This is a genomic window from Streptomyces sp. BR123 (assembly GCF_013401435.1).
Lineage (GTDB): Bacteria > Actinomycetota > Actinomycetes > Streptomycetales > Streptomycetaceae > Streptomyces.
Genome location: NZ_JACBGN010000050.1, coordinates 22185 through 36229, shown reverse-complemented (window position 1 = coordinate 36229; position 14045 = coordinate 22185). Strand labels below are relative to the sequence as shown.

Here is a 14045-nt window from a genome sequence, read left to right as displayed (position 1 = left end):
CCCCTCGCCTCTCCTCCCCTCCTGTCTCCGCACCACCCGAGGAGCACCGTGCGCCTGCCCGCCCACCGCCGCCTGACCTTCGGCGCCGCCCTGCTGGCCGCAGCGGCCGCCCTGTCGCCGGCCGCCACCGCCCACGCCGCCGTGATCCGGCCGGCCGCCACACCCGCCGGGGCCTCCACCGCCCCGGCGCCGAGGCCCGACCTCGACGCGCTGGTACGGGCGTTGCGCAGCACGACCGCGGCCGGCGCCCCCGGGGCCATGGCCCGCTTCACCGGACCGGGCCGCCCCGTGGCCAAGGCCGTCGGGGTACGGGACCGGGTCGGCGGCGCGGCCATGGATCCGCGGGCCCGATTCCGGATCGGCAGCGTCACCAAGACGTTCTCCGCGGTCGTCCTGCTGCAGCTGGCGGCCGAGGGGCGGCTGGGCCTGGACGACCCGGTCGAGCGGCACCTGCCCGGGCTGCTGCCCGACGGCGGCCGGATCACGGTGCGCCATCTGCTGTCCCACCGCAGTGGGCTGCCCGACTACACGGACGCAATGTTCGAGCGCACCGTGCCCGGTTTCGAGGCAGTCAGGAAGAAGGTGTTCAGCCCGCGAGAACTCGTCGGACTCGTGCGGCGCGCGCCGCGCGCCGCGCAGCCGGGGGCGGCGTACGCGTACTCGAACACCAACTTCGTGATCGTCGGCATGCTCATCGAGAAGGCCACCGGGCACGGTGTGGCGCAGGAGTACGAGCGGCGCATCATCAAGCCGCTGGGTCTGGACGACACGGCGTACGTGCACCCGGCGACGGCGGTCCCGGGGCGGCATGTGCGCGGCTACCTCCACCCCGACGAGGCGGGCGCTCCGCTGGTGGACGCCACCGAGCAGACGGCGTCCTGGGCGCAGGCCGCCGGGGCGATGATCTCCAGTCCGGCCGACCTGAACACCTTCGTGTCCGCGCTGCTCGGGGGCCGGCTGCTGCCGCCGCGGATGCTGGACGCGATGCTCGTGATGAGCCCGACCGACGCCGCACGGACCCGGTTCTACGGGCTCGGCCTCCGGCGCTACGACCTGACGTGCGGGGTGCGGGTGTACGGCCACACGGGAACGGTGCAGGGCTACTACACGTACGCCTTCGCCACCCGCGACGGGCGGCGCGCGCTGGCCGCCATGGCGAACACCTCGAACCGGGGCCAGGCCAACACCGCGCTGGGCGGCACGCTGGAGGCCGTCTTCTGCGGCGGGAAGTCCGCCTCCGGGCCGACGGGCCGCGGCCTCGCGACGACGCCGAGGCCCACTCCGGCGGACGCGGACGCGGACCTGCCGGAGCGCGGCTGACGCGGCGGCACTCCGGGGGACTCCCCGGTCGGCGCTCCCACGGGGGTGGGGCGCCGGCCGGGGGCGCTCAGACTGCGTGGGGGTCGTACCCGGTGTGATCCGGTCCACGGGGGTGACGAGGTCGCGGCGGAAGAAGTCAGGGCGGCGGCCAGTCCCGGCACCGCGCTGCCGGTGATGACCACGGCCGGGACGGTACGGCGTACCGGCAGGCCGATCGCGGTGCCGACGGCCGGCGCACCCAGGGCGCCGGCGACGGCGGAGGGGCCGGAGGCGTTGAGGATGCACGGGTCCTACCAGTGGACGCCGGCCAGGACGTTCGCGACCGGCTCCCACCACCAGGCGATCAGCGCGGCGACGGCGGCGGAGAAGGTGACGGTGCAGAGCGCGGCGAGGCCGAACCGGGCGGCGAACCAGGTGCGGGCGCCGACACCCCGGGTGAGGGCGAGTGCGACGGTGCCGCGCTCGCCGGCCGCTGGACAGCGGCCGGGCCCGGGGAACGGCGTCCGATGCGCACAGTCCGCCGGCGCGCCGCGGCCCCCCGGCGCGCCGGGTCCTGCGCCGTCCTACTCCCTTGCGTCCAGGGGGAGGGTGGCCACCAGGCGGGCGCCGGACGGGGAGTCCAGGGCGGCGAGCGTGCCGCCGAGACGGGTGGCGATGTCCCGGGCTATGGCCAGGCCCAGGCCGCTGCCCCCCTCGTCGCGGCTGCGGGCGTCGTCGAGGCGGGTGAACCGCTCGAAGACCCGCTCGCGGTCGGCGGCCGGAATGCCCGGGCCGTCGTCCCGCACCTCCACGACCGCCGTGCCCCGGTCCCGGTCGACGCGCAGCGAGAGCAGGACCTGCTGCCCGGCGTGGCGCTGCGCGTTGTCCAGGAGGTTGGCGACCAGGCGGGAGAGCCAGAGCGCGCTGCCCGGCACCGTGGCCTCGTCGGCGATCTCCAGGTCGACGGGGATGCGGTCCCGGCGGCGCGCGCGGGCCGCCTCCCGCGCCACCTCGGCGAGGTCGACCGCGGAGTCCGGCGCCGGCTCCGAGGTGTCGAGGCGGGCCAGCAGGAGCAGGTCGGAGGCGAGGTCCTGGAGCCGGACGGTGTCCTCCAGCGCCCCGCCGACCAGTTCGCCCCACAGCGCCGGGTCGGGGTGGGCCTGGGCGACCTCCAGCTGGGTGCGGAGCACCGTGATGGGGCTGCGCAGTTCGTGCGAGGCGTCGGCGATGAACCGGCGCTGGCGGATCCCGGCGGCCTCCAGCCGGTCCAGGGTGGCGTTCATCGTGACGGCGAGCCGGGCCACCTCGTCCTGGCTGCGCGGTACGGGCACCCTGCGGTGCAGGTCGCGTTCGCTGATCTCGGCGACCTCGGCGCGGATCGCCTCGACGGGGCGCAGCGCCCAGCCCGTCACCCTCCACGTGACCAGGGCCACGGTGAGGACGAGCAGCGGCACGGCCACGGCCAGGGCGGCGGTGATGGCCTCGTCCGCGGCATCGGCCTGCCGGAGGGAGGTCCCCGCGTAGACGGTGACGAGCCCTTCCTCGGTGACGGTGGTGACCTGGACGACGCGGAGGCGGTGTTCGCCGCGCACCGGTGCGGGCTTCCAGGTGTTGCGGACGGTGCCCGGCTTGCCGGGGCGGGTCGGGGTCAGCGCGGGACGGCCGGCAAGCTCGGGGCTGGCGGCGAGGACACGGCCCTTGGCGTCGACGACCTGGAGGAACTCGATGCCGCGGCCCGGCACCAGCACGCTGTCGAGCCGGCCGCGCGCCGCGAGGGCGGCGGTGGCGAGGGCCTGCCGCTCGGCATCGGCCTGGGCGCCGCGCATGAGCCTGCCGTCCAGGATGCCGAGCAGGGCGAAGGAGGCCGCGCCGAGGGCCAGGGCCACCACGGCGGTGGCACCGAGCGTGGCCCGCGCGCGGACCGAGCGGGGACGCAGCCGCCGCCCCGCCGCGCGCAGCCGAGCGGCGGGGCCGCTGCCGGTCGCGGAGGCACGGGCGGGGCCGCTGCCGGTCGCGGTCGCAGAGCCACTGCCGTGCGCGGGCGCAGCCCCGCTGTCACTCACGGGCGCAGAGCCAGGCTCACTGCCACCCGCCGGGGCAGGCCCACGGCCACTCGCCGGGTCGGGGACGCCGCCGGGCACGGGGTCAGCCACCGTCGGCCGCCAGTCGGTAGCCCGCGCCGCGGACGGTTTCCACCGCGGCTCGGCCGAAGGGGGCGTCGATCTTCCGGCGCAGGGCGCTGACGTGCACCTCGACGACGTTCAGGTCGCCTTCGTAGGCGGCATCCCAGACATTCTCCAATATGTCCCGTTTGGGGACTACTTCCCCGGCCCGCCGGGCCAGGTACTCCAGGACCGCGAACTCCCGTGACGTCAGCCGCGCCTCGGCGCCTCCGCGGGTGCAGCGCTGCCGGGCCGGGTCGATGACCAGGTCGCCGAACTCCATGACCTGCGGGCGGCGGCGGCCGGTGCGCCGGACGAGGGCGCGCAGCCGGGCGACGAGGACGACATACGAGAAGGGCTTCGAGAGGAAGTCGTCCGCCCCGGTGTCGAGGGCCTCGGCCTCGTCGTACTCGCCGTCCTTGGCGGTGAGCATGAGGATGCCGGACTCGCAGCCGCTCGCCCGCAGCCGGGCGCAGACCCGGTAGCCGTTGAGGCCGGGCAGCATGATGTCGAGCACGATGGCGTCGTAGTCGTGCTCGCACGCGAGCCAGAGGCCCTCCGACCCGTCGTGGGCGACGTCCACCGAGAAGCCCTCGGCCTGCAGACCCCGCTGCAGGGCAGCGGCGAGCCGCCGTTCGTCCTCGACCACCAGTACGCGCATGGGGTCAAGGTTCTCAGGTCGCCGCGGCGGTTTGCTGAAGAGGTCTTCAGCCTGCTTCAGCGTGGCTTCAGGATGGCCGGTGCAGGATCCGGCGAGCCGGGCACGGTGCCCGGAGAACGCGAGGAGCAGTCTCATGACCCAGTCCAGCCCCCAGCCCGCCGAGTCCCCGACGGGAGCGGACGAGACGAAGGCCGGTCCGGCGGCGGCGAGCCGCGGCCGGATGGCCCGCCTGGTCCGCGAGGGGCGTACGCGGTGGGTGGCGCTCGGAGTGGCCGCGGCGGTCGGCGGCGGTGCGGCGGCGGCCGTGGCCGTGACGGCCGGACACGACCACCACCGGGAGCACGCGCGGGCGAAGTTCGCCGCGGAGGGCCGCGCGCACCACGGCCACGGGGAGGGGCCGGTGGACGGCCCGTTCGGGCAGAAGCGGCTCAAGGGCGGCGAGCCGCCCATGGTCGACGGGGAGCGCGGCTGGCCGATACCGGGCCTGAAGCCGGGCCGGGGCGAGGCCGGCGGCGTCAAGGCCCCGGTCCCGCTGCCCGCGCTGCCGGCGGCGCAGGCCGTGGAGAAGGCGGCGGCCGCCGTGGAGGGCGGCAAGGTCGAGGCCCTGCGGGCGGTGCCCCAGGAGGGCGGCAAGAGCGCGTGGTTGGCGGTGGTCCTCGGCCCCGACGGCGTCCGCCACGCCGTGACCCTGAACGGCGAGGACGGCACGATCACCGGCAACACGGTCCGCGGCAAGACCCGCCCCTGACCTCCCGTCTCCGGGGGCCGCCGTCCGGGCGGCCGACCGGACGGCCGGCCGGCCGTCGGCAGTCCGGGCCGCGGCCCCGAACCCGCCGGCGGCGGACGCGTTCCGGCCGCGGGCGGCCGCAGCCCCGGCGCCCGGCACCGTCCGCAGCGCTCGGCGGGAGCCGGTACGTGCCCGCCGACCGGAACCCCGGCGGCCACCCCGCAGGCCGGAGCACGGCGGGAGCCGGCCGGGCGGAGGCCGGGCGCGGCGCGCCGGGGCCCGTGGGGCTTCAGGCTGTGCGCGGTGCGAGGTGGCGGGTGAGTTCGCGGCAGGCGGCCAGGACGTGCTCCTCCGCGGCCCCCTGGGCTGCCTGCGCCTCCCCCGCCCGCAGCAGCCGTACCAGCTCGCGGTGTTCGTCGACGACGGCCGCGCGGTAGTCGTCGTGTCCGAGCCGGACCCGGGTCAGCTGGTAGAGGTGGACCTGCGAACGGATGCCCGCCCAGCTGTCGTACAGGCGGCGGTTGCGGGCGATCCGGTGGATCCGGTCGTGGAAGTCCAGGTCGAGGGCGAGGAGCCGGGGGCCCTGCGCGCCTCGGGCGAGCTCCTCCGCCATGGTGTCGACCCGTGCGTCCAGCTCGGCGAGGTCCTCTTCCGCGGCCCGTTCGGCGGCGAGGCGGGCGGCGAGGCGGTCGAGGGCCGCCCGGACCGCGTACAGGTCCTCCGCCTCCTCCGCCGTGACGTCGATGACGTTCGTGCCCCGGTGCCATTCGCTGCGGATGAGCCCCTCGCGCGCGAGTACGGCCAGGCCCTCGCGCACCGGTCCCCGGCTGATGTCCATCGAGCGGGCGAGCTCGACCTCGCGCAGCGCCTCGCCCGGCGCGATCCGCCCGGCGAGGATCGCCTCGCGGACACGGTCCGCGGCCTCGTCCGCCAGGCCTCGGCGCCGGGCCTGGCCCACGCCGCCCGAACGGGTCTCGGCCGGGCGCGGCACGGTCTCTTTCATCTCCATGAGCGAATGTTGACATTCGGACATCGGCGGGTCAAAGTCGGGGGGCATCCCACCGGAAGGAGAGCACGATGGGGCGACCCGGCTTCCATCTCGCCGTGTCCGTCGACGACTTGGCGACGGCTCGGGAGTTCTACGGCGGCGTCCTCGGGCTGGCGGAGGGCCGGTCCACCGACGCGTGGGTCGACTGGGACTTCCACGGGCACCAGCTGGTGACCCACCTTCACCACCGCGACACCGCCCCCGGTTCCTCCGCCTCCTCCGCGCACGGCGTGGTCGACGGGCAGCGGGTGCCCGTGCCGCACTTCGGACTGCTGCTCTCGGTACCGGAGTTCCATGCCCTGTCGCGGCGGCTGCGGGCGGCCGGGACCGCGTTCGCCGTCGAGCCCGGGGTCCGCTTCGCCGGCGAGGCGGCCGAGCAGTGGACGATGTTCCTGCACGACCCGGCGGGCAACGCGCTGGAGTTCAAGGCCTTCGCGGACGAGGCGCAGGTGTTCGCCCGATGAGCCGCGGCCGCGGTGTCCTGGTCACCGGCGCGTCCCGGGGGATCGGCCGGGCGGTGGCCGCCGCGTTCGCCCGGCAGGGCGACCGGGTGGCCGTGCACTGCTCGACCCGGCAGTCCGGCGCACTGGACACGCTGGCCGCGCTGCACGGGGACGGGCACGTGCTCGTCGAGGGCGACCTCACCGACCCGGCCCGCGTCGAGGCGCTGGCCGCCGAGGCGGCCGGGGCGCTGGGCGGCGTGGACGTGCTGGTGAACAACGCGGCGGTGATGGTTCCGCACCCGCTGCCCACGACCTCGTACGCCGACTGGCAGGAGGCCTGGCAGCGCACGGCGGCGGTGAACCTGTTCGGCACCGTCAACATCAGCTACTGCGTCGCCCGCCGCATGATCGACGAGGGCCGGGCGGGCCACATCGTGAACGTCGGCTCGCGCGGCGCCTTCCGCGGCGAACCGGACCACCCCGCGTACGGGGCCACCAAGGCCGCGCTGCACGCGTTCGGCCAGTCGCTGGCGGTCTCGCTCGCGCCGCACGGCATCGTGGTCGCCTCGGTGGCGCCGGGCTTCGTCGCCACCGAGCGGGTCGCGGACCGCCTCGCCTCCCCCGAGGGGGAGCGGATCGCCGCGCAGAGCCCCTTCGGCCGGGTCGCCGCGCCCGAGGAGGTCGCCTCGGCCGTCCTGTACCTCGCCTCGCCCGAGGCGGCCTGGTCCTCCGGGGCGGTCCTGGACGTGAACGGGGCCTCGTACCTGCGGACCTGAGGCGCAGGCGCGGGCGGCGCCGCCGTCAGCCGGCGAAGACCGCCTCGGCCTCGTCGGCGTACGCGCGCAGCAGCGGCCGTACGGCGGCGGGGTCCGCGGCCCCGCGGGGCAGCAGGCGGTGCAGCTCGCCGGGGGTGGCGTGGCTGAGCAGCCAGCCGCGGGCCCACGCCGGGTCCGCCGCGCGGTCCGTGGAGCGGATGCCGGCCTCGGCGGCGGCGTACGCGGCCCCGGGCACCCGGCCGGTGAGGAGCGGGAAGAGGTGCTCCTCCTCGGCCGCGACGTGCCGGGCGAGCAGGTCGCGCTGCCGGGCGAGGAGGCCCGCCAGTTCCCGTACGCGGCCGTCCGGATCGGCGGCGAAGCGGTCCGCGGCCGAGTCGCAGGCGGCCTGGAGGGCGTCGAGCGCCTCGTGGTCGTCGGCGAAGCGGACCAGACCGGCGACCGTGTCGGCCGCGTCCGGCACGGCGTCCAGGACCAGCGGCCACAGGACCCGGTCCTCACCGCGGTGGTGACCCCGGACGACGGCGTGGTAGCGGTGCACGTACGCGGCGATGGCGGCGGCCCGGCCGGCGGACACCGGCCGGCCGGCCGAGGCGAGACCGGCGAGCAGCGCGGCGAGGCGGTCGATGTCGGCGAGCATCGCCCGGTGGGCGAGCCGGATGCCGGTGAGGTCGGGTGCCGTGCCGGTGCCGCGCGGCGCTGCCGCGGAGTCGCAGGTGCGTTCGCTGTCCATGCGACGACCCTGCCCGCTGCTGCTGTGCATTCGGTCAACGTTCGATGAACGCCGCCGGGCGCCGTAGGCTCGTACGCCTGACCCGCCGTCAAGTCTGGGGAAGCCGCCATGCCGTACACCGGTCCCGGTACCGGTCCGCAGTCCGTCGACCGCGCCCTGGCGATCATCGACGCCGTCGCCGACACGGGCGGCGGGCCGGTGAGCGCCAAGGCGCTGGCGCGCCGACTGGAGTGCTCGCTGTCCACGGCCTACCACCTGCTGGCCCCGCTCACCGAGCGCGGCTACCTGGTGCGCACCGTGCAGGGGTACGTGCTGGGGCCCCGGATCCCCGGGCTCCACCGCAGCCTGCTGCGGCAGCTGGAGCCGGCCCCGCGCATGGCGGACGTGCTGGCCCGGCTGCGCCGCACCACCGGGGCCGAGGCGTACTACACCGCCTACCGGGGCGGTCTGATCACGGTGGTCGACACGACGGCCCCGGTCACGGACACCGGCAACCCCTTCACCCCGGGGCGGGAGACCCGGGCCCATGCCACCGCGCACGGCAAGGCGCTGCTGGCCGAGCTGCCGCGGCCGGCCCTGCGGCGGTACCTGGCCGAGCACGGGATGGCCAGGCTGACCGGGGCCACCATCACCCGCGCCGACGTGCTGGAGGCCGAGCTGTCCCGGGTGCGGGGGCAGGGCTTCGCCGTGTCCGTCGGAGAGGCCGACCCCGCGTACACCTGCGCGGCCGTCGCCCTGCCGCGCGGGACCGGCGGCGGCGACGATGCGGTGCACGCCCTGTCGGTGTCGCTGCCGACCGCGGAGTTCCGGCGGCGGACCCGGGAGATCCACACGGCCCTCGTCCGGACCGCCGAAGAGGTGCTCGCCGCGGGCTCCCGCTGACGCCGGACCGCGCGGGGTTTCCGACGGTGCCGGAAAGCGGGCGCGCCCGGGTGCGCCGCCCGGGCGCCGCCTGCCAGGCTGGCCGCATGATCTTCATCGCCGTCAGGTTCGACGTCCGTCCCGAGTTCAGCGAAGACTGGCTCACGATCGTCGACGACTTCACCCGGGCCACCCGCAACGAGCCGGGCAACCTCTTCTACGACTGGTCGCGCAGCGTCGACGACCCCACCAAGTACACGCTCCTGGAGGGCTTCGCCGACGCCGAGGCGGGCGCCGCGCACGTCGCGTCGGACCACTTCAAGGCCGGTATGGAGACGATGGCCCGCGCCATCGCCACCCGTCCGGAGATCATCCACGTCGAGGTTCCGGGCCAGGGCTGGAACGCCATGGCCGAGCTGTCGCCGCGCGACTGAACCCCGTCACCCCACGCGCCGCGGCGCGCGCGTCATGCGGGGAGGTCCAGCAGGCGGGCGGCCATCTCGCGCATCTCGACCTTGCGGATCTTCCCGGTGACGGTCATCGGGAACTCCTCCACCACGTGGACGTAGCGCGGGATCTTGAAGCGGGCCAGCCGTCCGTCGCAGTACGCGCGGACGGCCTCCGCCGTCAGCGGCGCGGCGCCGTCGCGCATGCGCACCCACGCCATCAGCTCCTCCCCGTACTTGGCGTCGGGTACGCCGATGACCTGTACGTCCAGGACGTCCGGGTGGGCGTGGAGGAACTCCTCGATCTCCCGCGGGTACACGTTCTCCCCGCCGCGGATCACCATGTCCTTGATGCGGCCGGTGATGGCGAGGTAGCCGTCGCCGTCCATGACCGCCAGGTCCCCGGTGTGCATCCAGCGCGCCGCGTCGACCGCCTCGGCGGTCCGATCCGGTTCGTCCCAGTAGCCGAGCATCACCGAGTAGCCGCGGGTGCACAACTCCCCCGGCTCGCCGCGCGGGACGGTCCGGCCCGTCTGCGGGTCGACGACCTTGACCTCCAGGTGCGGGCCGACCCGGCCCACGGTGGAGACCCTGCGGTCGAGGGAGTCGTCGGAGCGGGTCTGGGTCGACACCGGGGAGGTCTCCGTCATCCCGTAGCAGATGGACACCTCGGCCATGCCCATGCGGTCGATGACCTCCTTCATCACCTCCACCGGACACGGCGAGCCGGCCATGATGCCGGTCCGCAGGCTGGACAGGTCGTACCGGGCGAAACCCGGGTCGGCCAGCTCGGCGATGAACATGGTGGGGACACCGTACAGCGAGGTGCACCGCTCGGCCTCGACCGCGGCCAGAGTGGCCGCCGGGTCGAAGGAGGGGGCGGGGATGACCATGGCCGCCCCATGGCTCGTACACGCCAGATTCCCCATGACCATGCCGAAGCAGTGGTACAGCGGGACCGGGATGCACACCCGGTCCTGCTCGCTGTAGTGGCACAACTCGCCCACGAAGAAACCGTTGTTGAGGATGTTGTGGTGCGACAGGGTCGCACCCTTGGGGAAGCCGGTGGTCCCCGACGTGTACTGGATGTTGACCGGGTCGTCCGGGCTCAGTCCGGCCCCGGCGCGGACCAGTTCGGCCGGGTCGCCCTCGCGGCCGCGCTCCAGCAGGGCCGTCCAGTCGGGCCCGTCCAGCAGGACGGTGAACTCCAACTCCGGGCAGCGGGACCGCACTTCCGCGATCATGGCGGCGTAGTCGGAGGTCTTGAAGCGGTCCGCTGCGACCAGCATCCGCATCCCCGACTGCCGCAGCACGTACTCCAACTCGTGGGCCCGGTAGGCCGGGTTCACGGTGACGAGGATCGCCCCGAGCCTGGCGGTGGCGTACTGCACGAGCGTCCACTCGGCGCGGTTGGGGGCCCAGATGCCGACCCGGTCGCCCTTGGCGATGCCGAGGCCGAGCAGGCCGAGGGCGAGGGCGTCGACGTCGGCGGCGAACTCCGCGTACGTCCAGCGGCGCCCGGTGGCGGCCTCGACGAGCGCGTCACGGCCGGGGAAGCGGCGTACGGTGCGGTCCAGATTCTCCCCGATCGTGTCGCCCAGCAGAGGCACTTCACAGACCCCGGACGCATAGCTCGACGCAGCGGACACACGTTCCTCCTTGATCGGTGGCGGTGCATCCTAGCCGGTCCGGCGCCCCGGGCACGCCGCTCTTCACGCCACTCCCGGAGCCGCTCCCCGACCCGCTCCCCGGCCCGCTCCTCGTCTATTCCTCGATGGCGCCGCCGAGCCGCCGCAGGTGCCGGCGGAAGGTGTACGAGGGGTCGGCCTCCCGCAGGACCAGGTAGTCTGCGAAGGCCGTCTGCCGACGCAGGGTGTCGCCCGACCGGATCCTGCGGGCCTGCTCCAGCTCGGTGTCCCGGATTCGCCGGGCCGCGTCCAGCACTCCCTCCACCCGGTCGGCGGCGACGAACAGCACCCCGTCCGCGTCGCCGAAGACGACGTCCCCGCCGGTCACCAGGTGCGCCCCGAAGCGGGCGCTGGACAGCGCCTCCGGCTCCCGCTCGTCCAGCCGTACGGGACCGGCCGGAAGGGATCCGTAGCTGAAGACGGGGAGGCCGACCTCCGCCAGCTCCGGCGTGTCGCGGTGCAGTCCCCACACCACCAGGCCCGCCAGACCGGCCCGGTCGGCCTCCAGCGCGGCCAGGTCGCCCACGCAGGCCTCGTCGGTGCGGCCGCCGTTGTCGATGACCAGGACGTCACCGTGCCGGGCACCGCCGAACACCTCCAGGAACACGTCGACGCTGCCGTAGTGGCGTACCGGCAGCGCGGGCCCGGCGATCCGCTGCCCGGTGACGACCGCGCCGATGCCGGGCGGCGCGACGCGCAACGGCAGGCCGGTGCGCACGCACGCGTCGGCGACGAGCGGGGTGGACAGGTCGGCGAAGTCCTTCAGCATCGGCTCCCCTTCTCCTGCGGATCCTCCGGTCGGGGCGGCGGAACGGGCCGCCCGCCCCCATGGTGCCCGGTACGCCGCGGGCGGTCAGCCGCTCAGGGGATGTCGGTGTCCGAGGGCTCCGCCTCGTAGGTGTGCGGATCGTCGGTCGTCCATTCGATCAGCGGGGAGTCACCGAGGACGATGTCGTCGGGATCGGGTACGCCGGCCCGGCGCAGGAACTCGATGACGTCGGCGTCGCTGCGGGCCAGGCCCAGGATCGAGTCCCGGCCCTCGGCCCGCAGGGAGACCCGGCGGCCGCCCGCGGGCGCGATCCGGTGGACGACGATCGGCGCATGGTGCATGCGCCCAGCCTCCGCCGGGAAGGGCGGGCCCGCATCCGGACACGGGCCCGCCGTCCGCCATCGGACTCACGGGCGGCAGGTGACCGGCAGGGCCCGCAGGGCATGGAAGCGGAAGGTGGCGGCCCACGGGAGCGCGGCGAGCGGGCGGGCCGGACGGAGGTCCGGGAGCCGGTCCAGCAGGGCGCCCAGCGCGGTACCGATCTGCAGGCGGGCCAGCGGGGCGCCCAGGCAGTAGTGCAGGCCGTGGCCGAGCGCGAGGTGGGCGTTGTCCTGCCGGGTGATGTCGAAGCGGTCCGGGTCCGGGTAGCGGGCCGGGTCCCGGTGCGCGGAGGCCAGGCAGAACAGCACCGTGTCGCCGGCCGGGATCCGGACGCCGCCGATGTCCACGGGTTCGGTGGGGAAGCGGCGGATCGCCGTCTGGTTGGGGGAGGTGTGGCGCAGCAGTTCCTCGACGGCCCCGGGGAGGAGGCCGGGGTCCGCGCGCAAGGCGGCCAGCTGGTCGGGGTGGGTCATGAGGGTGAGCGTGCCGGCGCTGATGACGTGCTGGACGTTCTCGCTGCCGGCCATCAGGATCAGGAAGGCGAGGGAGACGAGTTCGTCCTCGGTGAGGCGGTCGTCCTCGTCGCGGGCGGCGATCAGGTCGGAGAGCAGGTCCTCGCCGCGGTGCGCGCGCCGCTCGGCCACGAGGTCGGTGAGGAACCGGTGGACGGCGCCGACCGCGGCCACGAGGTCCTCGCGCGAGCGCGGGGAGAGCATCGTGGCGATCCAGCCGGCGAACCGCTCCCGGTCGGGGCCGGGTATGCGGAGCAGCGCGCCGATGACCCGCAGCGGCAGGGGGCGGGCGAGCTCCGTGACCAGGTCGGCCTCGCCGTCGGCGGCGATCCGGTCCGCGAGCCGTGCCACCAGGTCGTCGACGCAGGTCTGGATGCCGGCGCGCAGGCGTTCGGCATGGCGCGGGGTGAAGGCCTGGGACACCAGGCGGCGCAGGCGCAGGTGGTCCTCGGGGTCGATGTTCAGCAGGTTGCGGTCGAGGGCGGGCGGCAGGGAGAAGCCGCTGAACCCGGTGGTGGAATGCCGCTTGTTGACCGAGAGCCGCGGGTCGGAGAGTCCACTGCGCACATCCGCCTCGCGGGTGACGAGCCATACGGGCGAGCCGTCGGGCAGCGCGATGCGGTGCACCGGTCCGGCGGCGCGCAGCCGCGCGTAGAGCGCGTGCGGGTCGGCGGCGAAGGATGCGTCGAAGGGGGACGGGAGGTGGCCGGCGGCTGCCTGCTGGGTCATGCGGTGTCCTTACGCGTATCGGTCGAATTCCCTCATGATGCCCCGGCCTTGTGGCCCTGCCGGGCGACGGACCGGCCGGGTGACGGACCCGATCCGGCCAAATTCTTGGCATGCTCCTGACATTTCAAGCGGGTCGTGGGACCTTCCGTCGCGTACGCCGCACCCGCTCTCTCCCCCGGCCGGTCCGCGGACACCGCCTCCGCCCGCCGGGTGCACGCCGGCGTGGCCCACCCAGGCCCCGCTTCACACCCCACAGGACGTGGCGAACAGGAGCGACAGCATGAAGACCTCCACATGGCCGGGCGTGACCGCCCTGGCCGCCGCACTGCTCGTCGGCAGCGCCGTACCGGCAAGCGCCTTCGGCCCCTCGGCCGAGCAACGGCTCGACGGCACCATCGTGGTCGCGGGCAACACCTGCACCTGGACCGGCGCGCGCACCAGCGCCGATCCGCCGAGCACCCTGACCGTCGACCGCACCACCATCAACACCCCTGGCGGCAACCTGAGCTGCGGCGGCGGGATCACCGCCGCCCTCAACAACGACCCCGGCTTCACCTTCGACGACGCCGCAGGCACCGCGAGGACGGACGCCATCGACATCACCGGCAGGCAGAGCTTCATCTCCTGCCGCTACAAGGCCTCGAACATCGCCTGGACCCGCGACGGGGCCACCCGCAAGTACGTCAACCAGGCATTCACCGCCACCAAGGTCTCGGGCAGCTTCCTGTGCCCCGGATCGGTCACCACCGCGGCCGGCGACGCCTCCATGCTCTTCCGCTGACCCCGGCCCGGACCGCGCCCGCCCCCCGGCCC

Annotated in this window: 15 protein-coding genes; 7 read left to right on the top strand and 8 right to left on the bottom strand. The window is 75.1% G+C overall.

Annotated elements, in window-relative coordinates; translation table 11 throughout:
* The first annotated feature begins 48 nt into the window (after nt 1–48).
* A complete protein-coding gene (locus tag HYE82_RS11310; RefSeq protein WP_179173855.1) occupies nt 49–1320 on the top strand; it encodes a serine hydrolase in 1272 nt (423 codons plus the stop codon).
* 563 nt (nt 1321–1883) lie between these two features.
* Here the strand turns inward: HYE82_RS11310 and HYE82_RS11305 are convergent.
* Nucleotides 1884–3362, bottom strand: coding sequence for an ATP-binding protein (locus tag HYE82_RS11305; protein WP_309144274.1), 1479 nt, complete (start codon nt 3360–3362; stop codon nt 1884–1886).
* A gap of 82 nt (nt 3363–3444) precedes the next feature.
* Nucleotides 3445–4122 (bottom strand): response regulator transcription factor, encoded by a 678-nt coding sequence (locus tag HYE82_RS11300; RefSeq protein ID WP_179173854.1) that lies wholly within the window; start codon nt 4120–4122, stop codon nt 3445–3447.
* A gap of 133 nt (nt 4123–4255) precedes the next feature.
* Here HYE82_RS11300 and HYE82_RS11295 point away from each other — a divergent pair, with 133 nt between their 5' ends.
* Complete coding sequence (locus tag HYE82_RS11295) at nt 4256–4870, top strand: hypothetical protein (RefSeq protein ID WP_179173853.1); 615 nt, start codon at nt 4256–4258, stop codon at nt 4868–4870.
* A gap of 268 nt (nt 4871–5138) precedes the next feature.
* Here the strand turns inward: HYE82_RS11295 and HYE82_RS11290 are convergent, their stop codons facing one another.
* Nucleotides 5139–5858, bottom strand: coding sequence for a GntR family transcriptional regulator (locus tag HYE82_RS11290; RefSeq protein ID WP_256987080.1), 720 nt, complete (start codon nt 5856–5858; stop codon nt 5139–5141).
* Nucleotides 5859–5926: 68 nt separating this feature from the next.
* Between HYE82_RS11290 and HYE82_RS11285 the strand changes: the two genes are divergently transcribed.
* Both HYE82_RS11285 and HYE82_RS11280 read left to right on the top strand, forming a co-directional pair.
* On the top strand, nt 5927–6361 hold the full coding sequence (locus HYE82_RS11285; RefSeq protein ID WP_179173852.1) for a VOC family protein: 435 nt from the start codon (nt 5927–5929) through the stop codon (nt 6359–6361).
* Entirely contained in the window at nt 6358–7116 is a 759-nt protein-coding gene (locus HYE82_RS11280; RefSeq protein ID WP_179173851.1) for an SDR family NAD(P)-dependent oxidoreductase, read from the top strand. Before HYE82_RS11285 ends, HYE82_RS11280 begins: the two co-directional genes overlap by 4 nt.
* 25 nt (nt 7117–7141) lie before the next feature.
* Here the strand turns inward: HYE82_RS11280 and HYE82_RS11275 are convergent, their stop codons facing one another.
* Nucleotides 7142–7846 carry a hemerythrin domain-containing protein gene (locus tag HYE82_RS11275; protein ID WP_179173850.1) on the bottom strand — a complete coding sequence of 235 codons (705 nt, stop codon included), beginning with the start codon at nt 7844–7846 and terminating at the stop codon, nt 7142–7144.
* A gap of 108 nt (nt 7847–7954) precedes the next feature.
* Here HYE82_RS11275 and HYE82_RS11270 point away from each other — a divergent pair, with 108 nt between their 5' ends.
* Both HYE82_RS11270 and HYE82_RS11265 read left to right on the top strand, forming a co-directional pair.
* Nucleotides 7955–8728, top strand: coding sequence for an IclR family transcriptional regulator (locus tag HYE82_RS11270; RefSeq protein ID WP_179173849.1), 774 nt, complete (start codon nt 7955–7957; stop codon nt 8726–8728).
* 86 nt (nt 8729–8814) lie between these two features.
* Nucleotides 8815–9141 (top strand): putative quinol monooxygenase, encoded by a 327-nt coding sequence (locus tag HYE82_RS11265; protein ID WP_179173848.1) that lies wholly within the window; start codon nt 8815–8817, stop codon nt 9139–9141.
* 32 nt (nt 9142–9173) lie between these two features.
* Here the strand turns inward: HYE82_RS11265 and HYE82_RS11260 are convergent, their stop codons facing one another.
* From HYE82_RS11260 to HYE82_RS11245, 4 genes are all read right to left on the bottom strand, one after another.
* Nucleotides 9174–10802, bottom strand: a complete 1629-nt coding sequence (locus HYE82_RS11260; protein WP_179173847.1) for an AMP-binding protein — start codon at nt 10800–10802, stop codon at nt 9174–9176.
* A 115-nt stretch (nt 10803–10917) separates the two neighbouring features.
* Nucleotides 10918–11610 carry an RraA family protein gene (locus HYE82_RS11255; RefSeq protein ID WP_179173846.1) on the bottom strand — a complete coding sequence of 231 codons (693 nt, stop codon included), beginning with the start codon at nt 11608–11610 and terminating at the stop codon, nt 10918–10920.
* Between the two features lie 92 nt (nt 11611–11702).
* Nucleotides 11703–11951 carry a hypothetical protein gene (locus tag HYE82_RS11250; RefSeq protein WP_179173845.1) on the bottom strand — a complete coding sequence of 83 codons (249 nt, stop codon included), beginning with the start codon at nt 11949–11951 and terminating at the stop codon, nt 11703–11705.
* Nucleotides 11952–12017: 66 nt separating this feature from the next.
* On the bottom strand, nt 12018–13232 hold the full coding sequence (locus tag HYE82_RS11245; RefSeq protein WP_179173844.1) for a cytochrome P450: 1215 nt from the start codon (nt 13230–13232) through the stop codon (nt 12018–12020).
* A gap of 280 nt (nt 13233–13512) precedes the next feature.
* Here HYE82_RS11245 and HYE82_RS11240 point away from each other — a divergent pair, with 280 nt between their 5' ends.
* Nucleotides 13513–14013, top strand: coding sequence for a hypothetical protein (locus HYE82_RS11240; RefSeq protein WP_179173843.1), 501 nt, complete (start codon nt 13513–13515; stop codon nt 14011–14013).
* Nucleotides 14014–14045: the final 32 nt, after the last annotated feature.